Annotated in this window: 17 protein-coding genes; 14 read left to right on the top strand and 3 right to left on the bottom strand. The window is 35.7% G+C overall.

The annotated features are described in order from the left end of the window. Positions 1–31: 31 nt before the first annotated feature. Together ACSHWW_RS09530 and ACSHWW_RS09525 are read right to left on the bottom strand one after the other, a co-directional pair. Positions 32–1,039 carry a glycosyltransferase family 2 protein gene (locus ACSHWW_RS09530; RefSeq protein ID WP_435682216.1) on the bottom strand — a complete coding sequence of 336 codons (1,008 nt, stop codon included), beginning with the start codon at positions 1,037–1,039 and terminating at the stop codon, positions 32–34. Continuing rightward, positions 1,036–1,479, bottom strand: coding sequence for a type I restriction enzyme HsdR N-terminal domain-containing protein (locus ACSHWW_RS09525; RefSeq protein WP_435682215.1), 444 nt, complete (start codon positions 1,477–1,479; stop codon positions 1,036–1,038). The genes ACSHWW_RS09530 and ACSHWW_RS09525 overlap by 4 nt, the downstream gene beginning before the upstream one ends. Before the next feature lie 33 nt (positions 1,480–1,512). Here ACSHWW_RS09525 and holA point away from each other — a divergent pair, with 33 nt between their 5' ends. The 9 genes from holA to ACSHWW_RS09480 all read left to right on the top strand — a co-directional run bounded on the left by holA (position 1,513) and on the right by ACSHWW_RS09480 (position 8,279). Then, the gene (gene holA, locus ACSHWW_RS09520; protein ID WP_435682214.1) at positions 1,513–2,520 is read left to right on the top strand and encodes a DNA polymerase III subunit delta; all 1,008 of its coding nucleotides are present in this window, start codon (positions 1,513–1,515) and stop codon (positions 2,518–2,520) included. Then, positions 2,520–3,533 (top strand): 1,4-dihydroxy-2-naphthoate octaprenyltransferase, encoded by a 1,014-nt coding sequence (gene menA, locus ACSHWW_RS09515; RefSeq protein WP_435682213.1) that lies wholly within the window; start codon positions 2,520–2,522, stop codon positions 3,531–3,533. The genes holA and menA overlap by 1 nt, the downstream gene beginning before the upstream one ends. Before the next feature lie 188 nt (positions 3,534–3,721). Then, complete coding sequence (locus ACSHWW_RS09510) at positions 3,722–3,919, top strand: hypothetical protein (RefSeq protein ID WP_435682212.1); 198 nt, start codon at positions 3,722–3,724, stop codon at positions 3,917–3,919. A gap of 142 nt (positions 3,920–4,061) precedes the next feature. Further along, positions 4,062–4,898 carry a hypothetical protein gene (locus tag ACSHWW_RS09505; protein WP_435682211.1) on the top strand — a complete coding sequence of 279 codons (837 nt, stop codon included), beginning with the start codon at positions 4,062–4,064 and terminating at the stop codon, positions 4,896–4,898. A 174-nt stretch (positions 4,899–5,072) separates the two neighbouring features. Continuing rightward, positions 5,073–5,615 (top strand): GrpB family protein, encoded by a 543-nt coding sequence (locus tag ACSHWW_RS09500; RefSeq protein WP_435682210.1) that lies wholly within the window; start codon positions 5,073–5,075, stop codon positions 5,613–5,615. 110 nt (positions 5,616–5,725) lie between these two features. Further along, positions 5,726–6,457 carry a hypothetical protein gene (locus ACSHWW_RS09495; RefSeq protein ID WP_435682209.1) on the top strand — a complete coding sequence of 244 codons (732 nt, stop codon included), beginning with the start codon at positions 5,726–5,728 and terminating at the stop codon, positions 6,455–6,457. A 161-nt stretch (positions 6,458–6,618) separates the two neighbouring features. After that, complete coding sequence (locus ACSHWW_RS09490; protein WP_435682208.1) at positions 6,619–7,107, top strand: DUF7000 family protein; 489 nt, start codon at positions 6,619–6,621, stop codon at positions 7,105–7,107. 38 nt (positions 7,108–7,145) lie between these two features. Further along, a complete protein-coding gene (locus ACSHWW_RS09485; protein ID WP_435682207.1) occupies positions 7,146–7,688 on the top strand; it encodes a DinB family protein in 543 nt (180 codons plus the stop codon). Positions 7,689–7,694: 6 nt separating this feature from the next. Then, positions 7,695–8,279, top strand: a complete 585-nt coding sequence (locus tag ACSHWW_RS09480; protein WP_435682206.1) for a L,D-transpeptidase family protein — start codon at positions 7,695–7,697, stop codon at positions 8,277–8,279. Positions 8,280–8,289: 10 nt separating this feature from the next. Here the strand turns inward: ACSHWW_RS09480 and ACSHWW_RS09475 are convergent, their stop codons facing one another. After that, positions 8,290–9,345: a hypothetical protein gene (locus tag ACSHWW_RS09475; RefSeq protein WP_435682205.1), complete on the bottom strand. Its 1,056-nt coding sequence runs from the start codon at positions 9,343–9,345 to the stop codon at positions 8,290–8,292. A gap of 71 nt (positions 9,346–9,416) precedes the next feature. Between ACSHWW_RS09475 and ACSHWW_RS09470 the strand changes: the two genes are divergently transcribed. Genes ACSHWW_RS09470 through ACSHWW_RS09450 form a run of 5 tightly spaced genes read left to right on the top strand, consistent with a single transcriptional unit; the run spans position 9,417 to position 19,499 of the window. Then, on the top strand, positions 9,417–10,313 hold the full coding sequence (locus ACSHWW_RS09470) for an ABC transporter ATP-binding protein (protein WP_435682204.1): 897 nt from the start codon (positions 9,417–9,419) through the stop codon (positions 10,311–10,313). A 2-nt stretch (positions 10,314–10,315) separates the two neighbouring features. Continuing rightward, positions 10,316–11,158 carry an ABC transporter permease gene (locus ACSHWW_RS09465; RefSeq protein ID WP_435682203.1) on the top strand — a complete coding sequence of 281 codons (843 nt, stop codon included), beginning with the start codon at positions 10,316–10,318 and terminating at the stop codon, positions 11,156–11,158. Between the two features lie 41 nt (positions 11,159–11,199). Then, positions 11,200–14,478 carry a T9SS type B sorting domain-containing protein gene (locus ACSHWW_RS09460; RefSeq protein WP_435682202.1) on the top strand — a complete coding sequence of 1,093 codons (3,279 nt, stop codon included), beginning with the start codon at positions 11,200–11,202 and terminating at the stop codon, positions 14,476–14,478. A gap of 30 nt (positions 14,479–14,508) precedes the next feature. Further along, the gene (locus ACSHWW_RS09455) at positions 14,509–16,557 is read left to right on the top strand and encodes a gliding motility-associated C-terminal domain-containing protein (RefSeq protein ID WP_435682201.1); all 2,049 of its coding nucleotides are present in this window, start codon (positions 14,509–14,511) and stop codon (positions 16,555–16,557) included. A gap of 32 nt (positions 16,558–16,589) precedes the next feature. After that, a complete protein-coding gene (locus ACSHWW_RS09450) occupies positions 16,590–19,499 on the top strand; it encodes a gliding motility-associated C-terminal domain-containing protein (protein ID WP_435682200.1) in 2,910 nt (969 codons plus the stop codon). Positions 19,500–19,655: the final 156 nt, after the last annotated feature.

The raw sequence follows: 19,655 nt of genomic DNA, 5'->3' as shown, positions 1-19,655 counted from the left end.
TTGTTAATACTTAACAGATATTTATCAATTATTATTTTAACTCTTGAAAATACTGACGTTTTTTAACAAAATACTGATAAACAATCGAGTAGATTCTAGATTTAGATAAACTAACGGTAGCAAACTGCTTGACTTCTTGACGTTTTTTCAATACCGTAGGAAGTTGCACATAAAAAGATCCGTGAGCTTTCAACACAGCCATAAAGTGAGCTGCTTTTCCTGTGAGAAGAAATTGCATAGCCGCTACTCCATCGAGTACCATGCGTATCCACAAGGTCAACAACCACGTGGTTCTATGATTATTTTTCACAATGTTGAAAAGACTATTTCTAAAATTATAAAAAGTCTTTCTAGGATTTAAAGTTTCTAGCGTTCCACCACCTAAATGATATACAACAGCGTCTGTAGCAATAGCGATATTAAATCCTGCGTGACGTAATCTCCAGCATACATCTATTTCTTCTTGATGCGCAAAATAACTCTCATCAAAAGCTCCTACTTCTAGAAATGCATTTTTCCTCACAAAAAATGCTGCTCCACTCGCCCAATCTAGATCTGTAACATTTTTAAACTGACTAGTGTTTGCTTCTATATTATTAAAGACACGACCACGACAGTAAGGATAAGCCAGCTCATCGAGATAGCCACCAGCAGCTCCTGCATATTCAAAGTGTGTGCGCTTTTTATCATCTATTAAAAGTGGTTGTGCCGCTGCAACATCTGGATGATTTTCAAACAGTGTAACTAGTGGTTGTAACCAGTTTGCTGTTACTTCTATATCATTGTTCAATAAGCATAGAATTTCCTCTTCTACTTCTGGAATGGCGACGTTATAACCACCGGCATAACCTCTGTTTTCACTCATGGTGATGATGCGCACGGTTGGGAAATGCTCGCGCGTCCAGGCGATGGACTGATCTGTTGAAGCATTATCTGCCACGTAAATAGTATGGTTACCGCTATGCTGTACCACGCTAGGCAAATAACGTTTCAATAACGCCAGCCCATTCCAGTTCAATATAACGATGCCTATTTTCATGCCCATTCTGGTAAATCTTCTATGAATTGATAGCGTTGCTGCTCATAATCCATGGTGCAAAAGTAATGTTCCAATCCATTAGTAACCATTAAATACTGAGATTCTAGAGCAAGATTATAACGCGCGATTTGGTCAAAAACGGTCTGATCGACTTTTATTTGCGGTGCTTTACATTCTATAAGTCCATAAATAGTACCATCTGTGTTAAAAATGATGATGTCATACCGCTTCTTAGTTCCTGCGATAACGAGCTGTTTTTCAACGTTGATGAGACTGTGTGGGATACGCTTTCGCGAAAGCAGCCAAAACACCACATGTTGCCTTACCCATTCCTCTGGAGTGAGATGGACAAATTTTTTACGTATCGGGTCAAAAATCAACCGACCTTTTTCAGTACTTTTAACCCTGAATTTTCCGGCCGGTAGTCGTAATGGCGTCATACCGCAATATTACAAAAACCACCACGGCTCTCTATGAGTGATACCAGAAAGATTATAGAAGATATTAAGAATAGGAAACTTGCTCCTATCTACTTTTTATATGGCAATGAGCCTTATTTCATAGATGAGATAAGTGATTACATTGCTGATCATGTGCTGGATGAAGGCGAGAAAGGTTTTAACCAGATGGTGCTCTACGGTCGCGATATAGACATGGGCGAGCTGGTTGAAAATGCTAAGCGTTTCCCTATGATGGCAGAGTACCAAGTCATTATAGTAAAAGAGGCACAAGATCTAGCGCGCCACTGGGATAAGTTTGAGTCTTATGCAAAGCAACCACAACCTACTACGATTTTGGTTTTTAATTATAAATACAAATCTCCCGATAAGCGTAAAAAAGTTTTTAAGGAAATGGCAAAAAATGCCGTTTTCTTTGAAAGTAAACCGCTGTATGAGAATAAAGTCCTGCCATGGATTAATGGACATTTAAAAGGTCGCGGCTATAATATTGAGCCTAAGGCTGGCCAAATGCTCATAGAATTTCTAGGAACTGAGATTGCCAAAATTAAAAACGAACTCGATAAACTGATGATTATAGTTCCTGCAGGAACGATGATCACGCCTCAACTCATTGAGGAAAACATAGGGATCTCAAAAGATTACAACAACTTTGAATTGCGCAAAGCGCTAGGTGCAAAAGATGCGGTGAAAGTGAACCGTATTATCAATTATTTTGCAGAGAATCCTAAGGATAATCCGCTAGTGGTGACGGTAGGTCAACTGCATAGTTTCTTTATTCAATTATTGAAACTTCATGCCATGACAGATCGTAATCCACAGAATGTAGCCCGGCAAATAGGTGTGAGTCCATTTTTTGTCCAGGAATATTTTACTGCGGCCAAGCATTATCCTATGAAACACTGCAGTCATGCGATTAAAGTGATACGTGATATAGACATGAAGTCTAAAGGTGTAGGAACTAACAAAGCGCAACAACACGATTTGCTTCAAGAACTTACCGTTAATATCATGTATCCCTAATGAGTAACAAATTTAAAGCCTGGATCAGTGCCGCAAGATTAAGAACTTTACCGTTGAGTATTAGTGGGATTCTTGTGGGAAGTGCCTATGGCTATAGTTATGTTCTATCGACGAGAGATTTTCTTGAACATTCAATAAAAACATTAAGTCTAACATCGGAAGAGTTGTTTCCTTTCAATATTTGGATACCTATTCTCGCACTCATCACTACTCTAGGATTCCAAATACTCTCTAATTTTGCCAACGATTATGGCGATGGCGTTAAAGGTACTGATAATGAAGACCGAGTAGGTCCTATGCGTGCGTTGCAAAGCGGTATCATCAAACCAAAGGAGATGAAACGTGCTATGATCATTACTGCGGTTCTCACGTTGATTAGTGCTGTGGCCTTAATCTATGTAAGTCTAGGCCTAGAACGCTTGTTGATTTCGCTCTTCTTTCTCGTACTGGGAATTGCAGCGATATGGGCAGCGATTAAATACACCGTAGGTGATAATGCTTATGGTTATCGCGGACTAGGCGATGTGTTTGTTTTTGTATTCTTTGGACCAGTGAGTGTGATGGGAATCTTTTACTTGATTACAAAAACGCTGGACTGGACCATGGTTTTGCCTTCATTCACGATAGGTTTATTAAGCGTAGCCGTGTTGAATCTTAATAACATGCGTGATATTGAAAGTGATAAAAAAGCAGGGAAAAATACCATTGTAGTAAAAATGGGATTGCCTGAAGCCAAGTTGTTCCATTATACACTGGTCACACTAGCTTTTGTAGCAGCTTCTTTATTCTTCATTATCAAATGGTATGCTCAGTATTTAAATGTGGACTTTGGTGATCCATCTATCTTTTACTTCTTACCTATCCTGGCCTTTATTCCTTTATTCATTCATCTTAAAATAGTGGAACTGCGCAAAGAACCAGCCCTACTCGATCCAGAGTTAAAAAAAGTAGCGCTATCTACATTTGCATTTGCGCTCTTGTGCGTTCTTTCTGTATGGCTGGTAAGTTCTTAACAATTTCAAATTGCTAACTTTTTGATTTTCATTTGTTTAATAAAAAGATAGATTCATATAACTTTTGATTAACACAATCCATTAACAAATGTTACGTTATAAATGAAATGAATCTCCTAACTTAGTGGAGTAATTAAAACCTGTTTGCCTCTGACGCTATTCTACTTTTAACTAATCCCTGAATTATTATGGCTAGAGCTATGTTTGAGTACACTAAAACTGTGCTAGAGAAAGTTAGTTTTGATCCTACCCTATTTTGTAAAGAATTACAAAAGGCTGTAGAACGTTTATTACCCTTTGAAATTGAAGAATTGAAAATATGGATGAAACCCATGTTATTGCAGCACCCAGAATTGGCTACCTGCATTCCATTGTTTCCTCGATAACGATTTGAAATTTCGAAGAAAAAATCCCCTTCAAGCTTTGCTTGAAGGGGATTTTTTTTTGTGTGAGGCTATAAAGTAAAGTCCTGTAGGGAAAATCAGTAATTAATAGTTAATTTGCCTATGTCTAAAAAAGACAATAATAATGAACCAAAAAATTGCTTTTCTATTCTCCATTTTTTTCATCATAAGTTCATGTAAAGAGCTTTCTCCGGAAAAAGTAAATAGTGACCAATTTGAATTTTATGCTGATAACGATAATCTAATTTTCAAAAAAAGAATTATTCATAAAGATTATGACAGCCTGTACTACTTTTATAGAAATAGAGAATTATTTAAAAAAGGTAAAATTCATAAGAACGGAAGGCCTCACGGAATTTGGAACTTATATTCAAATAGTGGACAATTAAGAGAGATAAGAGAATGGTTTTATTTAGAAGGACATTCAAGGCTAAACAGAGCTTGGTTTCTTAATAAAAAAGGTGACACTATTGAATATAGGATTCAAGATTCAATTTTTGATCAAAAAGAGTATGTTAATGACACTCTAGGGACAAGAGAAACAGATTATAACCATTTTCAATTCAACAAAGACACAATTTATTTGAATGAACCTTTTCGAGCAATTGCGGTTTGTAATTCGCCTCGACTAAGCAATTATAATTCACAGACTAGACTTTTTCTTCATACAGAAAGTGAGGAATTCAATATATACTTTCCAAATGATAGTATAATCAGAAAAATGGAATTTAAAAATTTAGAAACTGACACTATAAATCAAAAATGGTTCCCCAACGTAAAAACTGATAGATATAAATACGTTACAACTTTTGGTTGTTACTTCAAGAATCCTGGAAATAAATTATTGAGAGGTTACATGGAAGAGTACGCTATCGGTCCTTTTAAAGATTTCAGCAGTGATAGTATTACAGCAAGGACATATTTTGAGAAGAGGATTTACGTTAAAGATACAATTAACTAATTTCGATGAATCTAAGACTTTAGGATTCGATTATTGATTCTAGATTCTTATTTAATTTATGTTTTAAAAGAAGTAAATTAAAAAATTCGGCTCGTGCTTGACTGAAAAACAATCGCTAATTTGCACGCTACGAGCGATATACAAGACCTTTGTGGTTAATTTGAGAAAAACAGAATGTTAATCGAAAAATATAAATCAAATTGGACTAAAAATTTTGCGGATTTAAAACGCGAAATTGGAAATGGATTAAAAGGACTTGAATATAGTATTGAACACATTGGAAGCACTTCTGTCCCATATTTGGATTCCAAACCAATTATTGACATTGATATTATTTATGATAATAATTCACAATTTGAAAAAATCAAATCTGAATTAATTGAACTCGGATATTATCATAACGGAAATCAAGGAATTGAAAAACGAGAAGTTTTTAAACGAAACGGAAATTCACCGAATGGAATTTTAGATTCAATTCCTCACCACTTGTACGTTTGCATAAAGGGTAGCGAACCTTTAGAAAGACACATTCTGATGCGGAATTTTTTAAGAAAAAATGATCTGGCTAGAATAAAATATCAGGAAATGAAATATGAATTAGCTAAAAGAGCAAATCAGAATAAAAGAGTATACGCAGAATTGAAAGAATTAAATGTAAATGATTTTATTGACGAAATAATTAAAAAAGAAAAAACGAACGCTCAAAAATGGCTATAAGTAATTGCTTGTTTTCGCAGACTTTCTATCTATTATTTATTTGCTAAATTTAGTACTCAAACACGCTACGAGCCATATACAAAACCGCTACCTGCGAGATTTAAAAACTTATGAGAATAACATTAACCTTTTTATTTATAATTATAATCAATGCTGCAAATGCTCAGCTCAAATTTGAGGAGTTAAAGCAAAAAATATCTACCTACGAAACAGTTCAAGAATTTGACAGTCTGATAACGTCAAAATATATGAAGGATATGAATGCGCTTCTAGTATACTATGAATTCAAAAGACCAGTAGATAGCGGATATCAACAAAATCGAATTACTATAGATGATTATATTAAAATAAATTTCATTAGTAAAAACGGAAAACTAATGTTTGGTTGGATTTCGAAATTTGACTCTAATAACAAAAAGATAAAACACACAGAAGAAATTAAACCTGCGGAAAATAAGATTAAAGCATACATCAAAATACATAATTCACTATATAACTCTGAACTGACTGAAAAGGATTTAAAAACTCAAATATTAGCGGAATATGTAGTTGGTTTTGGCTGCGGTTATAGTGGAAATTATATTTCAGAAGAATCTTCAAAAATGATGAAATATGTTAAGCGAAAAGACATTAGTAATTTACATGATTGGTTAACCGCATTTTCACCAGAACTTCAAACTTTGGGAGCAATTGGACTTATGCAACTTGGAGAAATAAATGAAACGCAAAGTCAAATAATTAAGGGATTGAAAACAAGAAACACAACGATTTCAAATTGTATGGGATGCACATATTCTAATGACACTGAATTCAAAAAATTGATTAAAATATATAGCGAATAAGCCATCAGGTAGCTAAGAACTAAGATAAAAATCAACACTTTTCTTCGTTAAGAAGAAACATTATCATTCTAGGCTCATAGATTCAATGGTTTGATTTTAGAGCCTATTTTTATTTTAGTATTTTTAAAAAACTAAAATCCATAACATTTTAAAGTACCGTAATGAAGGATTTGAATTCTTATGTATCAATCTATAAAAAGCAATTACAGCAAGGTGATGTACTCATAGCTTATAACGGTTTAGTAAAGTTTGTTATGGAACTAAGAACTGAGTTTATTAAAAATCATTCTGATGAGTATTCTTTTGGTGGAATCCTTAACGGTTATATGGATTACACGTATTTTTATTATTCAAACGATTTTTTAAAAAGTAATAAGTTGAAATTTGGACTTGTTTTAAATCATTTAGATATGAGATTTGAGTTATGGCTTTTAGGAAATACTAAACCTATTCAAAAGAAATACTGGGAACTCATGAAATCGACTCAATGGAACACAAATAGAAAACAAATGCCACAATATGCAATTCTAGAAACTATACTGATCCAAAACTGTGACTTTAACAACCTGGGATTTTTAAGTGACCAAATAGAATCCAAGCTCTTCAAGAGTTCAACTGAGATCATCCATTACCTCAAAAAACTGAATTAATTACTCTCGTGACATCTATTTAAATATTGAAAGAAATAATGAAACAACTACTCCTACTATCAATCTTACTTATATACAGTTCTATAACATCGCCACTATTTGCACAAGATGAAGCTTTTGTGGAAGATTATCTAGAGCGATTAGAAAACTCACGCAAATATCTAATTCTCGTGGCTGAGAAGATGCCAGAGGATAACTATGATTTTAAAGCATCTCCAGAATCTTTGAGTTTTGCTCAAAATCTGCTACACATAGGTTATGCCATGGACTGGCATAGCGAGTCACTTCTAGGTGATCGAGCACCGCGAGAATGGAGTACAGATACCGTTTTTAAAGTAGCCGACAAATCTAAAGAAGAAATGATCGCATTAATTAATTCAACATTTGATAAAGCTATATTGCTCATTAAAAACTTTAATGTTAATGAACTTAATGATGAGTTGGATTATTTTGGTTTAAAACGATCTAAACGCCAAATTTTCATGCTGCTATCAGATCACATCACTCATCATAGAGGACAAATGCTGGTGTACATGAGACTTAACGGAATCGTGCCACCTAGATATGTTCTATTTCAATAAATAGGGATGAATAGAACTCAATTAAAAATTTTCACATCACTCCTATTATTATTCATACTTACCAGCTGTAAACCAAGCAACAACAGCGTAGCGATTGATGAAAATCAAAAGCCATTAATTGAACTAGTTGCAGCGCAGCAACTTAAAAAAGAAGACCTTCATATTCTTATTGATAAAAGCGATTATACTTTATCGGTTCTTGCAGGGAATGATATTGTAAAAGTATATCCGGTAGTTCTAGGAACTAATCCAGTAGATGATAAACTCATGGAAGGCGATCGATCTACGCCCGAAGGTGTTTTTGGCGTGCGAGATTATTATCCACATAGAAAATGGTCTAAATTTATATGGATCGACTACCCTACTGAAGATTCCTGGAAAAAACATAATGCTGCCAAAGCCGATGGTAGCATCCCACAAAGTGCAACCATAGGTGGCGAAGTGGGAATTCACGGTGTGCCACAAGGAAGCGATAATTTAATCGCTCAAAAAGTGAACTGGACTTGGGGTTGTATTTCTCTTACTAATACTGACGTGAATGACTTGTATCCTATCATTCACAAAAACATGAAAATTGAAATTGTTAAATAATTATGACTCCTTAGTCTTTATGGACATGCTCATAATTACGTTTTACAAAATCCAGCACGTTTGCTAGTACTGATCCCATGTTACGAGATCTTTTAAACTTCACGTCTTTGGTAAATTCATGTAATTCGCCACCTAGTTGTTTTGTTTTTTCGGGTGTGCTTACTTTATCTGCTCGCATACATTTCATAAGACTGCGATAACGGCTTTGTGTGTTAATAAGTCGTTTTGAGATTAAGGCACGTTCCTCTTTTTTATACTGAACGATACTTTGATCCTTCAAGCGATCGGTCACATTATTTACCATGGGCAAGTTTTCCTTAAAAAACTGAGGCCGATAGACTTTCAATCTTCCTTCATAACATTGCTGGTCAAAGTCGATGGCGCGTATCGCATAACTCACACGATCAAAATCGTGCGTAGGTATCACCACATAGTTATAAGCACGCATATCACCTAACAATCTTATAAAACAACGCTCGTTAAATTTCACAAATTCTTTGGCAATTTGTGTGCGCTCAGATTCTGTACAATCTTTTAAATAATCAGCAATAAACTCATCTCCAGGGATACCAGCGATATGTTCTTCAATAAGCGAGTTTCCATAAACGAGGAAATTGATACGGTGCGGTGAAAGTAAGTGTTCTAGCTCCAGTCCATAGACTCGAGAGGCATCGGCTTTTTTAACGTAGAAATATGTAAAACCATCATTTAAGATGTTTCTAATCTTAATACGGAATGGTTTTGTGTTCCCAAAGGTGCAGTAATCTACCGCATCTACACTTAAATAATCGAGAGTTTCATCACTTCCATCACTGTGTAGAATATCATAGACTTTTTTAAGTGCGGCATCTATAACGTCGCGCTCAGAATCTGAATAATAACAGCGCACCCATAATGAATCTTCCTCATTTTTATCATAAACCGTTATACAGCCTTGAAAACGCAAGAGATCATCATAAGACACTTCTATATTAGTCTGTCGATTATATCTTTTTAAATACGCGTTAAGCGACTGACTTACAGGATAAGTAGGTTTTTTACGGGAAAGTAATTTTTCTTCTATCATGGATTTGTGCCCTATTCTGGTAACAATTTTATTATTTAATAGTCTTACATTATAACCAAAATATATCGCTTGTGAAAACAATTCTAGAAATAAAACACCTCTCCAAACACTATAGTGGTCTTAAAGCTGTAGATAATGTGAGTTTTAAAATAGAAAAAGGCCATGTTTATGGTATTCTAGGGCCTAACGGTAGTGGTAAATCCACGACACTAGGAATGGTTCTTAATGTGGTGAATCCTACATCGGGTTCTTATCAATGGTTTGATGGTGCTACTTCAAATCACGACGCATTAAAACAGATAGGAGCTATTATCGAGCATCCTAATTTTTATCCTAGCATGAGCGCTGTCCAGAATTTGGAACTGGTCTGTAAGATTAAAAATATCTCAAAGGATAAGATTGAAGAAAAGTTGGCTGTTGTGGACTTGCTTTCGCGAAAGCATAGCCCGTTCAACACATTTTCACTAGGAATGAAACAGCGCCTCGCAATAGCTAGTGCTCTTTTAAATGATCCTGAAATACTCATTCTAGATGAACCTACTAATGGTCTGGATCCTCAAGGAATACGTAAAATTAGAGATATCATAAAACATATTGCAAAGTCTGGAACTACCATTCTACTTGCTTCTCACTTACTAGATGAGGTAGAAAAAGTATGTACTCATGTGATTGTTTTGAGACAAGGAAAAACGCTGTATTGTGGTCCTGTAGATGAGATGAATCATAATCATGGCGTGGTACATCTAGATGCAACAAATCGTGACGGTCTTTTTGAATTCTTAAAAGGTCAACCTTATGCGGTGTCTGTAAATGAAGAGTTTGAAGGTTTTAAAGTGGTTTTAAACCAGCCGGTAGATTTAGGGAAAATTAATGAAGATGCATTTAAAAATAACATCTCATTGAACAAGCTTTTCCTTAAAAAGCAAAGCCTAGAAGATCAATTTATCAACCTTACTAACAACAACTAGCCATGAAAAGATTACTTGATATAGAATTTCACAAATTTAAATACAGTAAGAGTTCTAAGGTTCTTACTATTATTTATCTAATCATAGTTTTCCTTTCCATGTTTGTGGGAATGAAAGAGGTAAGTTTTAATGATTTTAAAGGTAGTTTGAGCGACTTAGGAATATTTAATTTTCCATACGTGTGGCACTTGAGCACTTATGTTATCAGTTTTTTAAAGATTTTTATAGCTATAGTGTTGGTATCACTTACAGCAAGTGAATACAGCAATAGGACTCTTAAACAAAACCTGATAGATGGATTGAGTAAAAAGGAGTTAATCCTATCTAAATTCTATCTAGCTACTACCCTAGCAATTTTGACAACTTTAATTGTGTTTATCGCTTCAATGGTTCTCGGTCTCATATATTCTGACTATTTAGAAATGGGCATTATTTTTTCTAAAATGGAGTACATATTTGCCTTTTTCTTAAGCCATTTAATGTTCTTTTGCTTTTGTCTATTCTCTGGTGTGTTAGTGAAGCGCAGTGCGTTTGCTTTAGGTTTATTAGGAGTCTGGTGGATATTTGAACAAATTTTATGGATAGCTAGTACAGGTTTGGACATGAGGTATGATTTAAAAATATGGTCGGTACTACAGCATATTCTTCCATTAGAATCTGCAGCACTATTAATCAAAGAACCTTTTACTAAAATATCTCTAGTTCAAGGTGGAATTGAACAATTGACTCAAGGTGCTTATGTTAAGGACTATGGTGTGAGCTGGATTAACGTTGTAGTATGTTTGGTATGGAGCTTTTTGTTCATCTATTGGTCCTATTTAGTTCTTAAAAAACGTGACCTATAATTAATATAAATTTGTGATATGTAATTATTAATTTCGCAACTATGATTCTAATAAAAAAGAAAGTAGTTGCGATTTTAATTTTTGTGGTAATTGCAGCGTCCCAGTTGACGACTGCACAATTACAAGCCTCAAATTGGTATTTTGGATTTAACGCAGGTATTTCTTTTGATCCTGTAACCGGTGCTGTTACTCCTTTAACAAATGGGCAGTTAAATACTAATGAAGGTTGCGCCTCCATATCTGATGAGAATGGTAATCTTTTATTTTATACTGACGGAATTACCGTTTTTGATAGAAATCATTTGATCATGCAAAATGGTCAAGGTTTATTAGGAAACCCATCCAGTACACAAAGTGCTATTATTATTCCTAAGCCTCAAGATCCAGACATATATTACATTTTTACCGTTGATACCGCAGCGACTGGTGGACAGGACTCTGGATTACACTGGTATGAAGTAGATATGACTGCAAATCTAGGACAAGGTGCTGTAATGTCTAGTATCGCAAATCCTAACAATTTAATAAGAACTTGTTCTGAAAAAATTACTGCCATTAATCATGGAGTTAATGATGAAATCCTAGTTACTGCACTGGCAGAATTTAATGGTGTAGGAACTGCGTTTGATACGTTCTACACATTTACAGTAGGCCCAACTGGAGTAGATCCTGTTCCTGTAAAATCTCAAGTTTCTACAACTATCACAGGTGGTGGACGTCGTGGAAACCTTAAAATATCTCCTGATGGACAATACATGGTATCATGTAACATGGGAAGCGGATCTTATTTATACGATTATGATCAACTAACCGGAGTTGTAGCAAATGAGCGACCTCTTATATTTAGTGGTACAAATCAAAGCGGTTATGGAGTAGAATTCTCTCCAGACAGTAGTATTTTATATGTAACTGCATCCAATGACGGAAATGGTAATAATCCAGCAGATCAAACCTCTACATTGTTTCAGTTTGACATGACGAGTGCTAGTCCTGCAACAAGCGCTGTTATCATTGATACACGACAGGGATTTCGCGGATCTCTACAACTAGGAATTGATAAAAAAATATACCGAGCATTATCAGATACTTATGATACTGGACGCGGATTCCTCGGTGTAATAAATAATCCTAATACTCTAGGTGCTGGATGTAATTATGTTCATGATGCTATTCCACTTGCTGGTAGGTTATCTACACAAGGATTGCCTCCTTTTATACAGAGTTTCTTTGCGCTTATAGATGTTGAGTTTACTTGTTTAGGAGATAATACCGCCTTTGAATTTGATTCTGACATTCCACCTACTTTAGTTGATTGGGATTTTGGTGATGGAACCAACTCTTCTGTTGAAAGTCCTACACATGTGTATGCAGCACCCGGCATTTATAATGTAGTACTTACATTAACTATTAATGGTTCTGTAAGAACTTATCGTAAAAGTGTCCAGATCTTTGACACACCATTTGTAAATCCTGTAACCAGTGTAGCTGTTTGTGATTTAAATAATGATGGAACAGAAACTTTTGATTTAGGAAATACAGCCACTCCACAAATCTTAGGTTCGCAAGACCCGACTACTTTTAACGTTGAATATTACAACTCTCAATCAGATGCTGATGCTGGTGACAATCCGCTAACGTTACCTTATAGCACGAGCCTTGCAACTCAAACGGTATATGCCCGTATCGCAAACAACAATAACGAGGATTGTTATGATACCACAAGTTTTGATTTGGAAATATTTGCTCAACCTGTTGCAAATGCAGTAGGTGACTTAGAAGTATGTGATGATGACTTTGATGGATTCCAGACCTTTGATTTAAGTCAGCAAACAGCTGGTGTATATGGAACACAATCTACAACAGACTTTGCGATAAGCTACCACGCATCACAGCTAGATGCAGATTCTGGGAATGGACCATTACCTACTAATTACACAAACACCACTGCTTTCAACCAAACCATCTTTGTAAGAGTTGTAAATAATGCTGAAGCAAGTTGTGTAGATACGACCAGTTTTGGATTAATCGTTAATCCTAAACCTGTTGCCAACGATACTAATGCATTTCAATGTGATGAAGATGGTACTTTAGATAGTAGAACTATATTCAATCTATCTCAATTTGATGGTACCATAAGTGCTGCTGCCACTGGCGTAACGGTTACCTATCACATAGATCAAAATGACGCAGATAACAATGTTTCTCCACTAGATAACATGAATTATACAAATGTTACTCCACTGCAAGTTGTAATTGCAAGAGTTACAGATGATACAACAGGCTGTTACACGACCTCACAAGTAACTTTATCTGTAAGTGCTAGTGATGCTCAAGACACTTCACTCATAGGATGTGATGATGATGGAACACTCGATGGAATCACTACTTTTAATTTGGGCGACGCAAGCAGTTCTGTGCTTATTGCAGCACCGGCAAACGTAACTGTAAATTACTACGTGAGTTTAAATGATGCGCTCACTGAGCAAAACCCTTTACCAGCTAGTTATGACAACACAACTCCTAATAACCAAGTGATTTTTGCAAGAGCAGAATCTCCAGATGGGAATTGCTTTGGAATCAGTGAAGTTGAATTAATAGTTAATGATTTACCAGATGTTGAACCAGTTGAACTAGTGGACTATTGTGGAAATAATCCACAACCACTTACCATAGACGCTGGAATACTTTCTGGCACACCAGCAGACTATACTTATTTATGGAACACGAGTGAAAATACATTCAGTATTCAAGTAACAACCGGTGGAGATTACACAGTTGCTGTAACTGATTCAAACGGTTGTACTAGCAATAGAGTTGTCACTGTAATAATTAGTGACTTAGCGACTATTAACAGCATTGACATCATTCATGCAGGAAGTTCTAGCAACGGAACTGCAACCGCAAACGTGAGTGGTCTAGGTGATTATGAATTCCGCGTGAGTCTAGAAGAACCATTTCAGGATAGTCCTGTATTTGAAGATTTAGCTCCTGGATTTTACACCTTATATGTACGCGATAAAAATGGTTGTGGAACAGTAGCTCAGGATTTCAGTATTATAGGATACCCTAGATATTTCACTCCTAATAATGATAATTATCACGATTACTGGCAGTTAATAGGTGTTTCATTTACTATGGAGCCCAATGCTCAGATTTTCATATTTGATCGCTACGGAAAACTACTGAAGCAAATCGCAGCAGATGGTATAGGTTGGGATGGAACTTTTAACGGTAATCCTATGCCTAGCAGTGACTACTGGTTTAAGGCGACGTTAATGGATGGTACTACTTTTTCTTCACATTTTACTTTGAAGAGATAAATTCAAAATGCCTATTTTTACTTTTAGGCAATGAGATACATTTTATATAGCATTATTTTTTTATGTTCCGCTTTCGCGAAAGCGCAACTAGAATCATCCCAGTGGTACTTTGGTGTCAATGCTGGAATCGACTTCTCGTCTGGTAGTGCTATGGCGACAAACGTAGGACAACTAATTACAGGTGAAGGTTGTACAACGATTTCTGACGATATGGGAAATCTGTTATTTTATACAGACGGTTCTCTAGTTTATGACACAACTCATACATTAATGCCTAATGGAACTGGATTATTAGGAGATTCCTCAAGTACTTCTAGCGCCATCATAGTACCACAGCCAGGAAATAGTGACCTTTTCTATATTTTTACTGTGGATACAGACGATCAACAATATCGCCAAAATGTGGGATTCCACTACTCTATCGTAGATATGTCACTGAATGGAGGAACTGGTGATGTGGTTCCTAGCCAAAAAAACATCAACCTCTTACCGCTAACCTCGGAAAAACTAACAGCCATTTCAAATGCGACTGGAGATGGATTTTGGGTGCTTACTCAGTTTGAAGGAACTTATTATGCTTATGAACTCAGTGCTGCAGGATTAAATGTAACACCAGTAACGAGTACCGTAGGTCCATTTATAGAATTGATCACTTCTACAATCACAAACGTAGATGTTGCAGCCATGAGAGGCTACATTAAATTGAATGCTCGTGGAGACAAACTAGCTGCCGCGCATTTTTCAAATAACACCACAGCAGATTTTGCAGGAATCACCAGTACGCTAGAAGCTCGTAGTCTTGCTTATGCTCAAGGTGGCGAACTTTACTTGTATGATTTTGATAATGCAACAGGTGTAGTTTCAAATCCGCAACCATTAATGACTCGAGCAGATGGTGCAAGTTTCTATGGTGTAGAGTTCTCTGGAAATGGAAAATATCTATATGCCGAAGCAGATTTTATGTTACCATCGACTTCCATCATTTTTGAATTCTTAAGAGGTGAGATATTACAATATGATCTAACCGCTACAAATGTTGCTGCTAGCAAAACAGTAGTGCATACTGATATGATTGCACCATTTAGAGGCGCGTTACAACTAGGACTGGATAATAAGATATATCATTCTAGAACTAATCAAACAGCGCTAAGTGTCATTAATAATCCTGATGACGCTGGTACAGCATCTAACTATCTATTTAACGATTTTCCACTTACTACAGGTGCTCAAGCAATTTATGGACTTCCCATTTTTGTTCAGTCATTTTTATTAAATGGTGATATTATGGGAGATAACCATTGTTATGGTGAGAATCAATCATTTTCATTCAGTACAAGTGCACAAGTAGTAAGTATTTTATGGGACTTTGGTGATCCATCCAGTTTAGACAATAGTTCCATAGAATTAAATCCCAGCCATATTTTCAGTGCACCAGGGAATTATACAATTACGGCAACTATTGAAACCTTAGTTTCAAACTTTACAGAAACTCTAGATATCACAGTTTATGAAGCTGTAAGTGTAGATGGAATTCCTCAAGATATATTACTATGTGATGAAGGATTTGATACAGCGAGCTTTGATTTATCAGTAATTGATGCTCAAATAAACTCTACAGCAGGTCAAATAGTAACTATTCATGAATCTCTAGAAGATGCCGATCAAAATAGTAATGCCGTGAACACAAACTTGCCTTATCAAAATACAAGTAATCCTCAAACATTATTTGTAAGAGTAACAAATGATAACTGTTTTGACATCCTTTCCTTCCAAATTAGCGTTGAAAATTGCCCAATCGAGATTTATAATGTGCTCACACCTGACGGTGATGGATTAAATGATACGTTCATCGTTTCTGGATTACAAGATGTGTATGATAAACATAAAATTTTTATATTTACGAGGTATGGTCAGAAAATCTGGGAAGGAGATAATAATTCTCCTGCCTGGGATGGAACTAGTAATAGAGGATTATTATATAATTCTAGCAATAAATTGCCCACTGGAACCTATTTCTATATCATAGAACTTAACGAGCCTGGAGTAAAACCCATTGCTGGTTATGTTTATTTAAATTAAGAACTAAACCAAATATTTCAAATAAATAAATTATGAAAAAAGCAATACTCTTTATACTAGCGATAGTTGTATCGTTCTCAACCGTAGCCCAAGAAGAATCCTCTTGGTGGGTTTTTGGTAATGGTGCAGCGGTAGAGTTCACACCTAATCCACAGAATAGATCACAAGATCCTTTCATGTTAAATGCAAATTACACACAAGAAGAAGGTGTGGCATCGATTTCAGATGATCAGGGAAATCTATTATTTTTCACTAACGGTCGTGATGTTTGGAATAAAGATGGAAATATCATGCCTAACGGTACTGGTCTTTTAGGTAGTGCATCTTCTACACAAGCAGCGATTATAGTAAAAGCTCCAGAAACACCAGACGTATATTTTATATTCACAGTAGGAACTAATCGCGTTTTAGCATACTCTAGAGTTGAAATGACTTTAAACGGTGGACTTGGAGATGTAGTTCCAGGAATTAAGAATATTGTTTTGAATTCTGGTTGTACTGAAAAAGTAGCAGCTACTATTAAAACTGGTTCTAACAACGCTTACGTAATGACTTTTGCAAGAAGTAATTCAACGGCAACTAACCAAGGTTCTGGAAGTTACAACGCTTTATTCACTTGGGAAGTTAGAGGAATAGCTTCGGCAGGAGTGTCATTTGTATTTCCTGTTCCGATTCCTCAAGCTGGTAACGGTAATTTACCTTATTACAATGCGACAACCGCAACTGCAACTTCTGTAAATGGAATGTTGAGAATCTCGCCAGATGGAACTAAACTAGCTATCGGTAACAATAACTTTGGTACTGTAGGTGGTGGATCTGGATGTTACCTTTATGATTTTAATCCTGGAACTGGACAATTTGGTGGTGCTGGTTTACAATTAAACGGTGGAGCTGTTTATGGAGTAGAATTCTCTAAAACATCCCAATACTTATACTGTGAAACTGGATCAAGATTTGGTGTAACAACTAGAGATGTTTTTCAATATGACATGTGTGACCCTAATAATATAGTCGCGACTCAAAACATATTAGCCACTGCAGTTCCTGATGGAAGAGGAACTTTACAATTAGGAAAAGATGGTATTATATATGCTGCAAGAGCCGATACAAGTTTCTTAGGTGCTATTGTAGATGCAGACACACCTACCGCTTCTTACGTTTCTGATTATTTTGATATCAGCCCAGCAGTTTGTAGAGAAGGTTTACCAGTATTTATACAATCTACATTTGCCAGCTCATTTGTAGTTAATGATCAATGTCAAGGTGATGCCACAGAGTTCATTCTTTCTTGTTTGCCACAAGTTTCGGCTTCAAACTGGGATTTTGGAGATGGAAACACACTTGCCGTTACTGGTCCTGGTGTTGTTACAAATACTTATGCAAACGCAGGAACTTACACAGTTTCAGTAAACGTGACTAACGTTTCTGGTGATGTAAGAGATTTTACTCAAGAAATTACAATTTATGAAAATGGAATTGTTGATCCTGTAGACGTAACTTTATTAGACTATTGTGATGACGATAACTCTGGTATGGAAATCGTTGATTTAACACAGTTCACTGCAGATGTTCTTGGAACTCAAGATGCTGCTACATTTGATATATCATATCACGCAAACGCAACTGATGCTGATTTAGATCAAAATCCATTACCAGATAACTATAACGCAACTTTAGGTTCTAATGAGATTTGGGTTCGTATTGCAAACAATACTTCTCCTATTAATGATGGATGTTCTGCAATAGGTTCATTTATTCTTACGATTAGTTCTGTACCATCAGTAAGTAATATTCCAGACTTTGAAATTTGTGATGATGCTAGTCAGGATGGAATTGAAGATTTTGATTTAGCAAGTTTCTTACCTACTATTGCGACACAAGCTGGTAATCCAGTGGACGTTGATTATACGATTCATGCTTCTCAAACAGATGCTGATATGAATATGGGTGCCATTGATACATCAGTATTGTACACTAATACAATGAATCCACAAATACTATATGTAAGATTACAAAACACAAATGATGTGGATTGTTATGGTACTGCTCCTTTTAATTTAGTGGTAACTAATGCTCCTACTCTAGGTGCTGTTGCAGATATCGAAGTTTGTGATGATGCACCACTTGATGGTAGTTCAGACTTTATACTTACAGATCAAGATAGCGCAGTATTGAATGGAGGAACAGGAACAGTGACTTATCACGCATCACAAGCCGACGCTGATAGTGGAAATGCTCCTTTATCTTCTCCATACACAGTATCTGGAACTGAAACTATTTATGTGAGATTATTAAGTACAGCTGGTTGTGCTGGAACTTCAAGTTTTGATATAACTGTGCAACAAGCTCCGGCAATAGGAAACGCTCCTGACCTAACTAACATTTGTGATGATAATGTTGATCTCAATCAAAATTTATTTGACTTATCAGTTCAAGACGCTGCGGTATTAGCTGGATTAAATCCTAATGATTATACCATCAGTTACTACACAACTGATGTTGATGCTCAAAACGGAGTTAATTCTTTACCATTAAATTATACGGTACCATTCCAAGCAGGAATCTCAACTGATTTATTATATGCTCGTTTAGAAAACAATAGTACTGGATGTTTTAATACTTCTCAATTCACATTGATATTTGATCGTTGTGAAATTATATTCCCAGAAGGGTTCTCACCTAACAGTGATGGAGTAAACGACACATTCTCTATTCCAGGTTTAGCAGAGCAATACAACAACTTTAATCTACAGATTTTCAACCGTAACGGTTCAGTTGTTTATGAAACATCAGCAAACAATTATGAAGAATTTGCAGGAATACCTAACAAAGGTGCAATGGCTGGAGATGGCTTGTTACCTGTAGGAACATATTTCTATGTGATTCAATATAATGATGCAGACACTGAGGATACTGCTAGTTGGGTTTATATCAACTACTAGATAATTAGTTAATAATTTTAAAAGTCCTAGCATTAATTTGTTAGGACTTTTTTTATTCGCTTTCGCGAAAGCGTTACCAACAAAATCACATTCTACGAAAACGTTATAATTTTTATGATTTTATTATGCGTGCATAGTAAAATTTTCCTATCTTTG

It is taken from the genome of Nonlabens sp., from assembly GCF_051251825.1.
Taxonomy (GTDB): Bacteria; Bacteroidota; Bacteroidia; order Flavobacteriales; family Flavobacteriaceae; genus Nonlabens.
Note: the sequence above shows the minus strand (reverse complement) of the source record. Positions and strands in the feature narration are given on the sequence as shown.